The organism is Nitrospinota bacterium, assembly GCA_016235255.1.
In the GTDB taxonomy this organism is placed as follows: Bacteria; Nitrospinota_A; UBA7883; order UBA7883; family JACRLM01; genus JACRLM01.
In genome coordinates this window covers 19752-36145 of record JACRLM010000008.1, presented here as the reverse complement: position 1 = coordinate 36145, position 16394 = coordinate 19752, and the positions used below count along the sequence as shown (strand labels likewise).

General features: G+C 55.4%; 12 protein-coding genes. 8 read left to right on the top strand and 4 right to left on the bottom strand.

Annotated elements, in window-relative coordinates:
* The first annotated feature begins 198 nt into the window (after positions 1 to 198).
* Together bcsG and HZB29_01110 are read left to right on the top strand one after the other, a co-directional pair.
* The gene (bcsG, locus tag HZB29_01115) at positions 199 to 1731 is read left to right on the top strand and encodes a cellulose biosynthesis protein BcsG (protein MBI5814191.1); all 1533 of its coding nucleotides are present in this window, start codon (positions 199 to 201) and stop codon (positions 1729 to 1731) included.
* A 32-nt stretch (positions 1732 to 1763) separates the two neighbouring features.
* Positions 1764 to 2537: a hypothetical protein gene (locus tag HZB29_01110; GenBank protein ID MBI5814190.1), complete on the top strand. Its 774-nt coding sequence runs from the start codon at positions 1764 to 1766 to the stop codon at positions 2535 to 2537.
* 53 nt (positions 2538 to 2590) lie between these two features.
* Here the strand turns inward: HZB29_01110 and HZB29_01105 are convergent, their stop codons facing one another.
* Genes HZB29_01105 through bcsA form a run of 3 tightly spaced genes read right to left on the bottom strand, consistent with a single transcriptional unit; the run spans position 2591 to position 8374 of the window.
* Positions 2591 to 3643 carry an endoglucanase gene (locus HZB29_01105; GenBank protein MBI5814189.1) on the bottom strand — a complete coding sequence of 351 codons (1053 nt, stop codon included), beginning with the start codon at positions 3641 to 3643 and terminating at the stop codon, positions 2591 to 2593.
* Complete coding sequence (locus HZB29_01100) at positions 3627 to 6134, bottom strand: cellulose biosynthesis cyclic di-GMP-binding regulatory protein BcsB (GenBank protein ID MBI5814188.1); 2508 nt, start codon at positions 6132 to 6134, stop codon at positions 3627 to 3629. The genes HZB29_01105 and HZB29_01100 overlap by 17 nt, the downstream gene beginning before the upstream one ends.
* Before the next feature lie 2 nt (positions 6135 to 6136).
* A complete protein-coding gene (gene bcsA / locus HZB29_01095) occupies positions 6137 to 8374 on the bottom strand; it encodes a UDP-forming cellulose synthase catalytic subunit (protein MBI5814187.1) in 2238 nt (745 codons plus the stop codon).
* Between the two features lie 664 nt (positions 8375 to 9038).
* Here bcsA and HZB29_01090 point away from each other — a divergent pair.
* From HZB29_01090 to HZB29_01065, 6 genes are all read left to right on the top strand, one after another.
* On the top strand, positions 9039 to 9344 hold the full coding sequence (locus HZB29_01090) for a chaperone NapD (protein MBI5814186.1): 306 nt from the start codon (positions 9039 to 9041) through the stop codon (positions 9342 to 9344).
* Between the two features lie 27 nt (positions 9345 to 9371).
* A complete protein-coding gene (gene napA / locus HZB29_01085; GenBank protein MBI5814185.1) occupies positions 9372 to 11840 on the top strand; it encodes a nitrate reductase catalytic subunit NapA in 2469 nt (822 codons plus the stop codon).
* Between the two features lie 13 nt (positions 11841 to 11853).
* Complete coding sequence (gene napG / locus HZB29_01080; GenBank protein MBI5814184.1) at positions 11854 to 12564, top strand: ferredoxin-type protein NapG; 711 nt, start codon at positions 11854 to 11856, stop codon at positions 12562 to 12564.
* Positions 12561 to 13358, top strand: a complete 798-nt coding sequence (napH, locus tag HZB29_01075) for a quinol dehydrogenase ferredoxin subunit NapH (GenBank protein MBI5814183.1) — start codon at positions 12561 to 12563, stop codon at positions 13356 to 13358. The genes napG and napH overlap by 4 nt, the downstream gene beginning before the upstream one ends.
* 15 nt (positions 13359 to 13373) lie before the next feature.
* Positions 13374 to 13832, top strand: coding sequence for a nitrate reductase cytochrome c-type subunit (locus HZB29_01070; GenBank protein MBI5814182.1), 459 nt, complete (start codon positions 13374 to 13376; stop codon positions 13830 to 13832).
* 336 nt (positions 13833 to 14168) lie between these two features.
* On the top strand, positions 14169 to 15779 hold the full coding sequence (locus HZB29_01065) for a DUF3365 domain-containing protein (GenBank protein MBI5814181.1): 1611 nt from the start codon (positions 14169 to 14171) through the stop codon (positions 15777 to 15779).
* Between the two features lie 30 nt (positions 15780 to 15809).
* On the opposite strand, the gene HZB29_01060 is transcribed toward HZB29_01065, so the two are convergent.
* Positions 15810 to 16394: a hypothetical protein gene (locus tag HZB29_01060; GenBank protein MBI5814180.1), complete on the bottom strand. Its 585-nt coding sequence runs from the start codon at positions 16392 to 16394 to the stop codon at positions 15810 to 15812.

Genomic DNA, 16394 nt, shown 5'->3' with positions numbered 1-16394 from the left:
ATGAAACAACGGCATACTTTGAATTGTATCCCACTTTGCGCCGAAGTAGGGATTTTCACCTGCGGCAAGATTGTGAAGTGTAATGAAAAATTACTTGCGCCGGGCGCGGATTCAGGTGAATCTATAAGGATATATCCTATAGTTGACTGAGGATATCCGCGGTTACCTTCACGATTTTATATCGAGGTTTTGGACGGCATGGGCCTTTGGAGTTTCTACTTTTTCGCCAAGCTGTTCCTGTTCATACAGGGAGTCGTCAAATTCGACATCCTGTATAATTTCGGTCTGGCCATTTTCCTTATTTTGCCGGTGCCGGAAAAAATCAGGTTCCGCAGGGTGATCTTCGCGCTCAAAATTATCACCGGCGTATTGCTGGCTGTTTCCATATTCTGGCACGACACATGGCTCCCCTCTCCGCTGGATGCGGCCAAAGAGCTGAAAAGCCAGGGTATTCCGTCCAAAGAATACATATACAGCTTTCTGATAAGGTACTATGACCAGCAGACTTTCATAAACCTTGGCATCATATTCTCCGCCTGCTGGGTGGCAAACAAATTCCTGAAGTTGACTACCTTCGTGATGATCATGTTCGTGGCGCTCATACCCATCACAATCCATGCGCAGCCCAATGAGGAAGAAATCAGCATGAACACGGAGGCGTTCCTGGATTCGGAAACGTCGCGCGTTGTCCGGTTCAAGGCGCCAAAAGGGGGCAAACTGGATTTTGATCTTTTGTACCTGCATGTCTGCTCCCTTTCGTGGGACGACATGAAGGACGCGGGAATAGAGAATGACCAGTTTTTCGTCCAGTTCAACTTTTTGTTCAAGAATTTCAACACCGCCACCACATACAGCGGCCCGGCGCTGGTCCGGTTTTTAAGGTCCAACTGCGGGCAGACGTCGCACAGCATGATTTATAAGGACCAGCCCGCCGAATGCTATCTGTTCCCCGCTTTGGACTGGGTGGGATTTTCGGTGTTCCCTGTGCTGAACCATGATGGGAATTACGGTGGGTTTGCCAAGCAGATAAAGCAGAACGGGATACCACGGGCCCCCATGGAACTGGACCAATCGGCGCTTTACCTGAACATGTTCGACAACTCGCCTGTGTACGACGACTACATGACATTGAGCAAGTGGTGGAAAATGCGGCTGGCATCGGACAAGCAGTACGCCGCCCTTTATTACAACACCGTCTCCCTGCATGAAGGCTCGCACAAAGTGGGCGACAAGGAATGGTGGAAGCGCGACCGCAAGTGGCTGTACAAGGAATTCCTGGCAAAACTGATAGTGGACCTCTCAAAGTTCATCAAGGACCTTGAGGCCTCCGGCCGGAATGTGGTGGTCGTCTTTGTTCCCGAGCATGGAATGGCCCTGAGAGGGAGCGCCATACAGACCGCCGGGCTGAGAGACATACCGTTGCCCGATATCACCAATGTCCCGGTCGGCATCAAGTTTATCGGCCCGAAATTCAACAACGCGCCAAGAAAACAGAAAGTCGTCACAAAGCCGGTAAGTTATCTGGGGCTGTCCCATGTGGTGGCCAAACTGGTGGAAAAAAGCCCGTTCCAGACCGATGACTATACCTACAATTCCTTTATAGACACCATTCCGCAGACAGATTTTATGGCCGAAAACGAGGGCGGTTCGGTTATCAAGGTCGGGAAAAAGTATTACCATTCCGGCAAAGATAAAAAATGGGTGGAATTGCCCATCAATGAGATACAATAGCGCAAAATTTCCAACAAAACGGGAATATCCAAATGGCTCTTATCAGATTCAACTTCCTCGCTTTTGCCGCCATGATCGCTCTTTTCTCCGTTCCCGCCGGGGCATATGAACTGGAGGGCGCCCCCGGATCCATGTGGGGATTCCTGGGCTATGACAACGATGACTTCAGCGGCTCGGCGGTGCAGGGTTTCGTCAACCAGGGAATCCAGCTGGTGACCCTTCCCGGGGACATCAAAGTCGTCAGTTACGCCGAGTACCGCCACCGGTCGCGCAACAAGAACCAGGATTACTTTGACGCCGGCGGCCCTGCTGTGGGCCTTGAGTTGCGCAAAGGCTTTTTCAACGTGGGGGTGGACTATTACTGGCAACGGCTTCCCGTGCTCGGCGTCAGCTCGAACCGGGCGCAGGCCTATGTTGGATGGTTCATCACCTGGGACGCGAACCCGGAAAAAAAGCTCGGCTCTCTTGACCTGCCCGGTTCCTCCTGGGGGCTGCTAGGCTATGACAATGACGATTACAGCGGTTCGGGAGTGCAGGGCTTTATCAACCAGGGGGTGACTTTATATAAATTCCCTGGAGACATTCCGATGATCGCCTACGCGGAATACCGGCACAGGTCCCGCAATCTGAACCAGAAATATTATGACTCCGGCGGTCCGGCGGTGGGGCTTGAATTCAGGAAAAGCGTCGTAAGCTGGGGCGTAGACTATTATTGGGAGCGTCTCCCGGTCCTTGGCGAAAGCTCGAACCGGGCGCAACTCTATATCACGTGGTATGTGGACTGGGACCTGTTCAAGCTGAAATGATCATGGCGCGGCGCGGATATACGCCGTGCGCAATGTGACGGCAGTGCCCTAGTTTACTTCCCGCTTTCAAAAGCGCCGGAATTGACGATCAGGAACAGGCTCCACGAATAATAACTCTTCTTTTCGTAGTCCAGTTTGCGCCGCGCCTCGGCGAAAAGCTTTTCGCCGAGGGCTTTCTTGCCTGTTTTCTGGGCCGCCAGCGCGTATATCGAATAGGCCCCGCCCGAAGCGGAGCTCATCGAAAAGGCGTCCTTGTCCAGGTCCACCCATGCCGGAATGTATCCAAGGCCCTCATAAAATTTGAACATCTCGTTGACGCCGGACGGGAGGGCCTTTGGGTCGTCGGCCGCCAGGTGCAAAATGACCCTTACGGCGTCGTATCCGAACTTGACGCTTCTGTCGTAATGCAGGCGGAATCCATCGTCCGTGATTTTCACCCAGTCCGCCGGAAGGGCCTTTTCCCCCAGAAGGCTTTTTGAAATCAGGCCGAACGAGTCATGCCGCGCCTTTTCCCAAAATGCGTGGTCGTCCTCCTTTGCGAAAGCGCGGAACGCGGGGATGATAAGATATGAAGGGTTGAGCACAATTTCATTCTTTCCGGTGAATCCGTAGTAGCTCGGGAGGATCACCGTCTGGCCTTTCCACTGCGCCGAAAGGCTTTTGCGGATGGCGCGTATTATGGCCTGGGCGTCGTTTTTATAGGACGCTTCGCCCCACGCCGCATGGGCCTTGAGCAACGCATAGGCTATCAGGATGTCGCCGTCAGTGGCGTTGTTGAAATCAATGATCTCCCACCGGCCGTCCAGCCTTTTGCCCCATAGCCAGACGAAAAGCCCGTCCGGCCTGCCGCCGAGGTTGGCCTTTGTCCATGCCCACAACTTGTCGAAAGTCTTTCTGTCGCCGAATGCGGCCGCCAGCGTCATCCCGTATCCTTGCCCCTCGGAATGGCTGGCCTGATCCTGGTAAAAATCGATGACGCGCCCGTCCGGCGTGATGAAATCGGCCTTGTAACGGTCCCACATCACCCGGTCGGCGCCGAAGGCCGCCGAATGGCTTATCGCGGCGGTTATGGCCGCCAAGGCCAGGACCTTAATTATCCTTGTCATCCGGCGGCGATTTTTTAATAAAAAGCTTCATGAACATGGCTTTCATATTCATCCAAAGGGACAGTTTTACGGAAGTGTCCTCGGTTGACTGCAGCCGGTTCTTCCGTTGGCGCCTGATGAACAGGTACGCGCCGGTCACCATGGCGGCAAAAACGCCCGCGATGGTCGCGTAATACAGCTGGATGGATGACAGCAGGTAGTCTTTAAGCGAGAACCGGCCGTATTTGCCCGTGTAGTATCTTTCTCCGACCCTCTGTGTGTCCACCTTGTAATCGGGAGGGGTGAGTTGCACAAGCGACATGTCCCCGGCGATAAGCCCCTGAGCCCCGGGATCAAGGATCGCAAGGCTCAGGTCGTATATCTCCTTGCCGGTCAGGCCCGTGAAAAGTGTGATGGTCCTGCCGGATTTCAATGAGGACTGGTATTCCATCAGGACGCCGTTATTCGCCCCAAGCCCGCTTATCTGCTTTGTTTTTGCGTACACTTCCGACTCGCCGAAGTTTTTCAGGATCGGGTAGGATATCTGCGATTCCTCCGCGATGGAAAGCGGGGAATTTTTGGCGATGGCGGGAGGTATGGTCCCCACCGGGCCAAAGACCATTATCTCTCCATCCCAGTTCTTGGGCTCCACCAAGGTCATCTTCATGCCGATGAGCGGATAGCCGTTCTTCTGGGTTATCATCCCCATCATGTTCAGCGCCGCGTCAACAATGCCAGCCTCCGGCTTGGTGATGTAGATGAGCGACTCAAATCCATCCGGCCACCGGGTGAACGGGAAGCCGTTTAGCGTGAAAAGCTCCAGGTTCGGCATTTCCACAAAGTGCGACATGGGGGGGAAATAAATGGAGGAGTTCTCGAAAATCGTCAGGAAAAGGCTTTCCGGCTGTATCAGGTCGCACTCCTTGGCGTTGGGCGTCAGGATCGGCACGATCCTGAGCGCATTGTTGCCAGGCTTGAAAAGATACGTCGGGATTTCCACCTTGTAATCTTCGATGAAGTCGCCGGTGGACTTGTCCAGGTTGATGGAGCGGACATGCACGCCGTTGAGCAGCACGTTCATTACCGAATCGGGCCGCAAGCCTGCGCCGTATGTGAAGTTCAGGATGAACTTGACGTACTGGTTTTCCCTGATGAAAAAGTCGGGCGGCAGCCGGAACGAAAGCTGCAAAGGATTGGGCTGCATCCCCCTGAACGAATGTGTGTGGAAATCCAGCGATTTGAGGCGGATGATCTTGTCCGCCGCCAGCATCTGCTTGCCGCCATACAAGGTGATCTCCGGCAGTTGGAACTCGAGCACCGTCATCTCGTCCGTTCCGGGATAGGGGAACGTGAGGCTGGCCAGCGTTTCCGCCGCTATTTTCAGATGGTCGTTGTTAAGCCCGGAGACAATCACCATCGCATGGGTGGGATCGAAACGGTCCTTCCTGTGCGATTGTCCGCCCCAAAGGCTTTCCTCGGCCATGCCCAGGTACTTGGCGATTTGCGGGCGCCACTGTTTGCCGATGCGCATCCCGTTTATGATGTCGTTAAAATACGCCGGGGGAGCGCCTATTTCCTTTATCGCCGTCTCCAGCGTCACTCCCTTGGCGGCAAGCAGCTCCTTCACCTGTTTGGACACATCGCGCGGCGCGTCCGCCTGGGCAGGCTCCGTCTGACCGCCGGTCAAGTCCGCCTGTGGGCCGTCAACCGGCAGCGGGATCACTTTCACAAACGGCCCGTTGATCTTAAGCCCGGTAACGCCGCGCTTGGCCAGGAAATCTTCAACATACTCCTTTTTTCCGAGGAGGACATTGTCATGGCCGCCACGGATGCCTTCCGAGGTGGAAAACAGCGTTTTCCTGTAATCAAACCTTTTCGCCACGCCGGAGGCCACGATGCCGGCAAGGGTCAGGTTGTCTGAAGTGTATCCCTCGGTGATTATGTTCACTTCCCCTTGCGGCAAAATCCTGGGATCGAAAATAAATCCCGGAGCCTGGGAAAGCTGCATCGGAACCGGCCGGAGCGAATATTCAATTGTGAGAATCGCCTCATCAAGATTTACCGTGGTCCAAAGGTCGGGCGCGCAGGGGGTCTCGCAGCTTCTTGTGAAATGCTGGGTGGCCTGGAACGAAAGCGTGTTATATCCGGTCTCAAACAGCGCCGCCGGGAAATTCACCGCAAGCGAACCTTCCGGATTTTTCGGGTCAAGCTTTGTCTGCCCTACGGCGTCCTCGTTTATCTTCACCACAAGCTGGGATATGTCGCCTAGCAGGTTGGATGAGTTCACATAGTTGAACTTTAGCGTCGCCTTTTCCACTTTCCACCTGGCGGGGATGGGGACCGCCACGCCATAGTCCGCCGTGATGCACCGCAGGTGGATTTTTGGCAATGGGGACAATTTGCTCAACGGCATTTCCAGCGTGTACGCGGAAGCGTTGAAAGCCGTGAACAACAGGACGGCCAACACGGAAAATGTGAACTGCGGGGCGATGGTTCGTGGTTCTTTCTTCATGGTCACTCAGCGGTTTTCAGGTTTTTCAAATAAAGTAGCGAGGCGAACTTGCCGGACAACGCCGCCAATGCCCATTTATACATTGAAACGATGATTTCCTTTTCGGCGTTTATTCCCAACACCAGGAAGCCCCACAAAAGCCTCCCTGTTCCCGAAGACGCCGATTTTTTGTTCCAGTCATCAAGCCACCGCTGGCTGTCGCCGTAAACATATTGTACAGCGCTGGCGAAACTTTGCTTGGAATTTATGATCTCTGTCCCGCAAAGAAGCTTGCCCCGCCGGGGCCATGCGCGCCTTCTTTGCGTGTTGAACACGTAGGACGCCCCGTAGCTGTCCCACACCGTGATGACCATGTCTTCGTTCCTGATGACTTCAAAAGGAGCGGCCACCTCCACGCTTATCCCCGTGAGCGAAATGTCGATCACATCCGCTCGCAGGGTCTGGTTCATGCGCGGGAAGAAGATGGACGCTTCTCCGGAAGCTTTTATCCTGTGGTAACGGCGCACCTGCTTTTTCTCCCAGAACGCCCCGAGGGACACCAGCGCCAGGAATATGTTGAAAAGGCACCACACCGACGTCACCACCACCACGCTCCTGAAAAGCGGAAACTCGAACCATGTATAGACCGCGAAGGGTATGGATATCAGGTTTATGGCCACGACGATGAAAAACGGGGCCGCCAGCGGATTCAAGTACTTCTCCTCGATGGTGCGCCCTTTTGGCGTGATCTTGAACGTGGGATGGCGCGGATTGATGAGCACCGACAAGATGGCCGGTATCAGGAAAAGGGCCTGGACACTTTCGTATATTTCCGAGAAAAACGGCTTGCGGACCTTGCCGTAAAGATAGTCCATCACGAGTATCGTGCTGAAGACGTATGGGACCGCGTAGGAGATTATCTGCCCCATGGAGGCGTGGTAAACCTTCAGCCCGAAAAGAAGGTACAGAGGCGGGGTCACGTAGAAAATAAAGCGGGCCACGCCGAAAAACCAGAAGAAAGACATGTTGAAGTAGCACAATTTTTGCGCCGCCGAAAGGCCCTTTAGCGTCAGCACGTTCATCATGATGAACATCTGTATCATTCCCTGCGCCCACCTGGTGCGCTGTATGACGTAATCACTGAAGGTTTCCGGCGAAAGTCCGCAAACCATGGGATGGTTGACGTAAACGCTTTGATAACCCTTCTCGTGAAGCAGAAGGGACGTCTCCGCGTCCTCGGTTATGGTTTTGGTGGACAGGCCGCCGATCTCATTCAAATGTTTTCTTCTCAAAACCGCCGCCGAACCGCAGAAATAGCTTGAATTCCAAAAATCCAGGCCGGAGTGAATCAGGCGGAAAAACATGTCGTTCTCCACGGAAACCTCCGCCACCCCCTCAAGCTGCTTTTCCACGGGAGTGGGATTTATGAAGAAATGCGGGGTCTGCACAAGGAAAACCTTCTCGTCCTTCATGAAGACCCCCACAGTGTTCTCCAGCATGTCCTGGGTGGGCACATGGTCGCAATCGAGCACAAGGACAAGCTCGGCCCCGGTCTTGGTCAGCGCGTGGTTGATGTTGCCGGCCTTGGCGTGGGAGTTGGTCTCCCGTGTGATGTAGTTGACCCCAAGCTCGTCCGCGATCCGGCGCATTGTGTAGTACCGCTCCCACGCGTCGGCGGAGGTCTTTGGATTGTTCCTCCTTGCGATGGTGGAGCCGTCGTCTATTATGTGCACCCTTAATTTGTCCGCGGGATACTTCATCTGGGTGGCGGCGGTGACCGTTATCTTGATGATGTCATCGGCTTCCGTGTATGTGGGGACGAACACGTCCACCGTGGGCAGCTCCGCTCCTTCCAAAGGAGCCTTTAACAGCTTGCGCTTCAACGGATTGATGTTGATGAAAATGCTGAAAATGTGGAGAGATATGGCATGGCACTCGGCCATGTATAAAAGCGTCAGGGCGATAAAGTCAAAAGGGCCGGTGTAGTACAGCGTCTCGAAAGTGCGCCACAGAAGGTACCTGATCGAAAGGAACGCCGACAGGAGGATGAAAACGATCCTTAATACCGTGGCATGGTCCTGCTTGTCTCTTCTTTTTGTGTTGTGTTTGTACAAAAGGTAGATGAGCCCGAAAGAAACCCATCCAATCGCCAGTTTGAAATTGAAGTCAAGGTATTGCTCTGTGGCGTATAGGGAATAGGAGAAAATGCTTGCGGCGGCAAAGAAAACCGTCAACTGAACAGTCAGCTTTTTCGTCGACACAGCTTCCCATGCTTGCAAATTATTACTAGCCTTCTCAATCAATCCATGAAATTATGCTAATAAATTCAAGAAAAGTCAATAAAATGTGCCAAGGTGATTGGATGTTGTTTAATTATTAGATGATTGATATTGTGCAATATATCAATATGTTCTGCTAGGCCGCTTATTAGTTTGGCTTTCAGCTTATCTCTAATTTTATTTGAAAATAATTTGTATCTATATATTACATTGTTATATAATGCTTACGTATTTACCATTTCATTAGTATCAAGAGCAGATTTAATTAAAAGTGGTCACTTTAATATCCCATCCGTTTTGCCTGTTTGGTTTTAGATTGAGATTGCCCTTCGCAAGTTTCCTTCCACGCTTCCCGCAATCCGGATTAACTTGACATGGGGCCAATGTTGGATTAGGTATAAATCATGTAGTTTGAGCGAAGCTTTATGTGCGCTGCCGGGAAAGAGAAACTCCGGTTGCGTTTGCATGGAATGGGCGTGTGACTGCCTCGCCCTTAAGTTCATAAAGCGTCTGAAACAGGCAGGCGAGGGGGTAACATGTCCGGCCGCCACCTTTGCATGGGCCATGGGGCAGTTTCAATGGCTGCAGGCCTGTTCATTTTGTATTCCGCCACCCGTCCTATACATGGAAAATCACAAGGTGGGCTATGAACATATCCGGGATAGTTGTCACGACCGATCCGGCCAAGACTGGCCATGTAATCCAAGCCATCAGCGCCGTTGACGGGGCTCAGTTGCACAAGGACCTCGGGGATGGGCGCGTCGTTGTGACCATAGAGCGTGAAGGGACCGGCGGCCAGGTGGCCGCCGCCCGGGACATACAGGCGATTGACGGTGTTGTAAGCGTACTTATGGCGTATCACCATTTTGAGGATGAGACGGCGGATTCCACACAACCGGACACCGCCGCCGGGCCGTTTGCTCACGGCCGGGAAAGCCGTTACAAAAGCTAACACATAATAAATACTGGGAGAGGACGCATGGACATCTCAAGACGCAAATTCCTGAAAGCCTCCGCCGCGGCCGCAGCCATGGCCGCCGCCGGCGCACCGGTGATCTCCGGGGCGGCGGAAGACGGGGGAGTCAAATGGGACAAGGCGGTATGCCGCTTCTGCGGGGTGGGATGCGGTGTGATGGTGGGGGTGAAGGACAACCGGGTGGTGGCCACGAAAGGGGATCCGGAAGCTCCGGTGAACAGGGGGCTAAATTGCATAAAAGGTTATTTCCTCTCCAAGATCATGTATGGGGAGGATCGGCTAAAAAAACCGCTTCTGCGGATGAGCGGCGGGAAATATGACAAGAACGGCAAGTTCACGCCTGTTTCATGGAAGCAGGCTTTTGACGTTATGGAGGAAAAATTCAAGGCCGCGCTCAAGGCCAAGGGGCCGGAGGGCGTGGCCATGTTCGGCTCCGGGCAATGGACGATATGGGAAGGCTACGCGGCCGCAAAGTTCATGAAGGCCGGTCTGCGCTCCAATAACCTGGATCCCAACGCGCGGCACTGCATGGCCTCCGCCGTGGCCGGGTTCATGCTCAGCTTCGGCATAGACGAGCCGATGGGATGCTATGAGGACATAGAGAACGCCGACACGTTCGTGCTGTGGGGCGCGAACATGTCTGAGATGCACCCGATCCTTTTCTCCCGGGTCACAAACCGCAAGCTCACCGGGTCCGGCGTCAAGCTTGTGAACATGACCACGTTTGACAACCGCTCCTCTTCGGTGGCCGACCAGACGCTGGTCATCACTCCCCAGTCCGACCTGGCGATAGCCAACTTCATCGCCAATTACATCATAAAGAGCGGCGCCGTGAACGAGGCTTTTGTGAAGGACCACTGCAACTTCAAGACAGGCCCCACGGACATCGGCTATGGGCTGCGCCCGGACCATCCCCTCGAACAGGGGCAGAAGAACAGGGACACCGCCGCCAACGGCGACATGACGGACTTTGAAAGCTACAAGAAGATGGTGTCCGAATACACAGCCGAAAAGGTTTCGGCCATAGCTGGCGTTCCTGTAAGCCAGCTTGAGGCGCTGGCCAAAGAATACGCCGACCCGGGGCGGAGGGTAACTTCGTTCTGGACGATGGGGGTGAACCAGCATGTGCGCGGGACATGGATGAACAACCTGATATATAACCTTCATCTTCTCACGGGCAAGATATCCATTCCCGGTTCCTCGCCGTATTCGCTGACGGGGCAGCCCTCCGCATGCGGCACGGCGCGGGAGGTGGGGACGTTCTCCCACAGGCTTCCGGCGGACATGGTGGTGAACAATCCGGACCACAGGGCTGTGGCGGAGAAAATTTGGGACCTGCCGGAAGGGACCATAAACCCGAAACCGGGGACACACGCCGTGGCGATGATGCGGGCGCTGGAGGACAGGAAAGTGAACGTCCTCTGGGTTATGTGCGCCAATCCGTTCCAGGACTATCCAAACCTCAACCACTGGATAAAGGCGGCGCGGGACCCGGAGAATTTCGTTATCGTCTCCGACGCATATCCGAACGCCTCCACCGTGGTGGCGGACCTGATACTCCCCGTGGCCATGATTTACGAAAAAGAAGGCGCGTATGGCAACGCGGAGCGGCGCACCCAGTTCTGGCGCCAGCAGGTGGCGGTAAATGATGAACGGCGCTCCGACCTGTGGCAGGTGATGGAGTTTTCAAAACGGTTCAAGCTTTCCGACGTCTGGCCGGCTGATCTTCTGGCCAAGCGGCCCGGGCTTAAGGCCAAAACGATGTACGATCACCTTTTCGCCAGGGAAGCTAAAAAATATCCATCCGCGAAAAAGGGGCTTAACGACGAGGCGAAAATATTCGGATTCTACGTCCAGAAAGCGTTGTTCGAGGAATACCGCAAATTCGGCGACGGGCATGGGCACGACCTGGCGCCCTTTGACACATACCATCAGGTGCGCGGACTGCGGTGGCCGGTGGTAAACGGCAAGGAGACGCAATGGCGGTTCAAGGAAGGGTATGACCCGTATGTGCCGGCCGGGTCGGGCTATTCGTTCTACGGCAATAAAAAGACCGGCAGCAAGGCCAACATATGGCTTCGGCCATACGCCCCCCCCGCCGAGGCGCCGGACAAAGATTACCCATTCTGGCTTAGCACAGGAAGGGTGCTCGAACACTGGCATTCCGGCACGATGACAAGGCGCGTGGCGGAGTTGCACAGGGCCGTGCCGCAGGCGACGGTGGCGCTGCATCCGGACGACGCGAAGGCTATGGGGATCAACCGCAACGACCTTGTGAAGATAGAGTCGCGCCGGGGAAGCGTCACCGCCCGGGCGGAGATCGAAGGAAGGAACAAGCCTCCCAAGGGGCTTGTTTACGTGCCGTGGTTTGACGAGAGCATCCTTATAAACAAGGTGACGCTGGACGCCACATGCCCCATATCGCGCCAAGCTGACTTTAAAAAATGCGCGGTGAAGATATCCAAAGCGTGACGGAGCTGTATTTATGCTTCCGGACAGCGAAGACAAGGCTGGAGAAGAGTCCGGTAATCCATCCGGTGTGACGAGACGGCGGTTTCTGGACGCGTCAAGCTTGCTGGGCTTTCTCGCGGGAGCCACCGCGTTGGGCCTTGTCTCCACAGGGGGCGGGAAATGGGCATACGCTCAAAGACCGCCGGGGGCGATAGATGCGGACAGGTTCGTATCCCGGTGCATAAAGTGCGGACAATGCATTCGCGCCTGCCCATACGACGCGATAAAAATGGGAGAGCCGGGGTCGGGAGTGGCGCCGGGAACTCCGTACATAGTGTCCCGGGAAAAGCCGTGTTACATGTGCGAGGACATACCGTGCGTGAAGGCCTGCCCCAGCGGCGCGCTGGACAAGTCGCTCAAGGACATCAGCAAGTCCCGGATGGGGCTGGCGGTATTGTCCGACAGGGAGACGTGCCTGGCCATCAAGGGGCTGCGGTGTGAGGTGTGCTATAACGCATGTCCCCTTATAGGCAAGGCCATTAAGCTTGAGATGTGGGTGAACCAGCGCACCGGCAAACACACCATTTTCGAGCCGGTGGTGCATTCGGACAGCTGCACCGGCTGCGGCAAGTGCGAGCACTCCTGCGTGCTCGACCTTCCGGCCATACGGGTGTTCGACATAGCCGGGGTCAAGGGGGCGCTTGGAAAGCATTACCGGTGGGGCTGGCTGCAGGAGGGAGCATGAAGTACGGGAAATGGTGGTGGGCGCGGCGGATTACGGCGGTGGCAATATTGTCCATTTTTGTCATCAGCGCGTACTTTAAGCGGAAACTGCTTGTGGGTGACTATTCCGGTTCCACCCTGCTTGGCGTCATACCGCTGACGGATCCGCTGATGGCGGCGCAATCGTTCCTGGCCACGGGAGGGCTTTATAAAACGGCTGCGCTGGGATCTGCCGTGGTCATCGTGTTTTACCTTCTGGCTGGCGGGAGGGCTTTTTGCGGATGGGTGTGCCCGCTAGGGGTGTTGCTCGACTTCGCCCACTGGCTGTCCCGAAAACTTTCGATCCGCAAACCGTTCCAGGGATTCCCGGTGGAGACGAAATATTATTTCATGGCGGCAACCCTGGCGGCGGCGCTTGCCTCCGGAGTGGCGCTTTACGAGATGTACAATCCGGTTTCGATACTGGCCCGCGCCATTCTTTTCGCCGGATTGGGCGCCGGGCTGGCCAGCTGGCTTGTCATCGGCGCGCTGTTCCATTACGAACTGGCCGTGGCGCGCACCGGCTGGTGCAGAAGCTTGTGCCCGCTGGGAGCCTTTTTGGCGATACTGGGCAGATATTCGCTGGCGCAAGTGGCGGCCACTGGCGGCAGGGAGATGGATATCCGGAACTATGTGGAAGTATGCCCGGAGCCTCATGCTCTCAAGCTTATCTTGAACAAGGAAAGGCCGAGCGGCGAGTGCGTGATGTGCGGCGCCTGTGTGGACAGGGCGGCGGACGGGGCGATCCGGTTTGGAATCAGGAAATTCAGGAAATAAGGGGAGGGGCGTTTTATGAGACGGATTTTCTTTTCGGCGGTCCTGGTGTCATTTGCGCTGGCGGCGGGCCTGTCGTTCGCCGGTGATGACATATTCGGCGGGGTGAAGACCCTTCGGGGAAACAGCCCGCTGCAAGACGACCTTCCCCCTTCCACCGTGGACTACAAGGGGGGGGAGCCGGGGGCAAACAAGCTGCTTCCCCGCGGATTCACAGGCGCCCCGCCGCAGATACCCCATTCCGTGGAAAACCTGAACCTGTCCCGGGACAACAACGACTGCCTCATGTGCCACGATCCGGCCTACGCCGATGAAAAGACCGTGGCCATTCCCGCAACGCATATGCAGGAAGGCAAGGTGAGCATGGCGCGCTACAACTGCACCCAGTGCCATGTCCCCCAGGCGGACGTGAAACCTTTGGTGAAAAACATGAACGACAAGTTCATCGTCAAAAGCAAAGGGGCGCAGAAGAAATAATTTCGCATGGCAGGCCGGAGCGGGAATTATACTTGCCCTTAAGGCATTCCACGCTCCACCTCCCATACAGCCCCACCTCAAATACCGCTCCAAATAACCTCGCTTTTCGTTAACGTAACGATGCGTTACGTTAATGGAGTGAAATTTGTTGATAAAAAGTATAATTAATGCATCTTATCCTCTTGACTTTTAATACTTTGCGGTTGAATAAATCTCCTGGAACAAGGACAATAGATAGACTTTTTATATTGCTATTGAGTCCAGCCGGGCATTGTTGTTCACGAGCAGGCAGGATCGTTAATTTTATGATCATTATTATTACAAGGTGACACCTGCATGAAGAACCTGAGCCTTCAGAACAAGATCATCGTCGGAATAGCGCTTTCTCTTTTCGTTTCATCCATGGCGCTGGCGGTGTTCTACGTTAACACTTTCAAGAAGAATACCCTCGACGAGATGTTCTACAAGGCGAAGGCAATCGGGCGCATGGCCGAGAACGCCAGGATGGCCGCCGCGGAGGCGATGTTCAAATACAACGCAGTCAAGCTTGACGAGATGCTTGCCGAAGCGCTAAAAGACCTGGAGGGGATACCTTCCGGCTCCGACGCGTTCTTCGATAAATTGCGGCAGACAAGGTACTACAACACCGGCATACCGGTGGTCTGGGCGTTCAAGGCGGCGCAGGCGGGGGCGGAGGAGAGCCATTTCAAGTTCAAGCCCACCAGGTTTGACGCCCGGAATAAAAATTACAATCCCGAATCGGAGACGGAAAAGCAGCTCATACGGCAGTTGCAGCAAAGCGGGGCGATGGAAGTTTCCGGCGTGGACGAAAAGGACAACGTGTTCCGGTACATGAGGGCGGTGAAGCTGACAAAGGAATGCCTTGTCTGCCACGGCGTCGCAACGGACGTTCCGCCGGGCGCCCAGCCCAGCGATGTGGACCCGGTCGGATTCAAGAAGGACGGGAAGAAAGAGGGCGACTTGCACGGAGCCTTCCAGATAATCATGGACTTAAAGCCGCTGGACAGCCAGGTCAATTCCATCATCGTGCAGACCGTCGTCGCATCGCTGCTGGTGATCCTGATCGCAAGCGCGGTGGTGGTGTATCTGATACGGCTGACGGTGATAAAGCCGGTGGAGTCGATAGCCAAGGATGTGACCGAGGGGTCCAACCAGGTGTCTGACGCGGCAAACCAGGTGTCCGGCGCGTCGCAGAGCCTGGCGGAAGGAGCCACCGAGCAGGCGTCGTCTATTGAAGAGACGTCCGCATCCATGGAGGAGATCGCCAACCGGGTGAAGCATAACGCCCAGAGCGCGGAGGCCGCCAACGAAATGATGGAGGCCACCGCCAAGCTGGTCAAAAGCGGCAACGACGCCATGGAAAGCATGGTCACGTCCATTAATTCCATAAAGCATAGCAGCGGCGAGGTGTCCAAGATCATCAAGGTGATCGAGGAGATAGCTTTCCAGACTAACCTGCTGGCGCTCAACGCGGCGGTGGAAGCGGCCAGGGCCGGCGAGCATGGGAAGGGTTTCGCCGTGGTGGCCGAGGAGGTCCGGAACCTGGCGCAGCGGTCGGCCGCGGCGGCCAAGGACACCACCCAGCTTATCCAGAACGCCGTGGTCCGCTCCAACGAAGGGGTGGACATCGTCAACGGCGCTGTGACGGCTCTTCGGGCGATCAATGACAGCGCCGGGAAGGTGGCCAGCATTATAAAAGAGATCGCCGCCGCCTCCGCCGAGCAGGCGCAGGGAGTTTCCGCGGTGAAGGAGGCGATCAACCAGATGGACAAGGTGACGCAGAGCAACGCGGCCATCGCCGAGCAATCGTCCGCGGCCAGCGTACAGTTGGCTTCGCAGGCGGAGTCTTTGCAGGCGATGATATCCGGCCTGGCCGGAATCATCCACGGCTCTTCCGGCAATGTCCATCACAGCGATGAAAGTTGAAAAGAGCTTTAAGGCCGGGGCGCGCTGGCGCTAAAGGCCCAGCGAACGGCGGACAAAGGGGCTTTGATCTGGCGCTTTGTGGCATATCCCGCACTGCGCCATGATCTTTGCTTTATCGAGGAATGTTCCTTCCGCGCCTTGGGGCGCATGGAACCTGTGGCACTCCTGGCAGGATGGCTTTAATATCCCGGCGTGAGCCTTGAAACTGTGGAAAGCGTATTCCGGCGATTTTGACGCAATATTCATGTGGCATCGCAGGCAATAGGAATCCTCGATTATCCTGCGCGCCCTTTCCGGCTCTTTTGACGTGGCGAAAAAGTGTTTGGCGGTGTTCCTGATTTCCAGCGTGAACACTTCGGCCCGCCCGGCCAGCGATTCACCCTTGTGGCAATTGTAGCAACCCTGCCCATCGCCCCCCGCAAGCTGGTAATGCGTTCCGGCAAGGCTTCGGGCTGGCTTTGCGGTCATGGCGTCATGCTTCCCGCCATGCATCGCTTTCCCGTCCGCCAGGTGGCATGAAACGCAGAACGAGTCCCCTGTTTTGACCTTCTCCATTATGGCAAACGCGGAAATGGCTGCCAGAGCCATCGCCGCCGCCCATACTGTCCGTTTCAC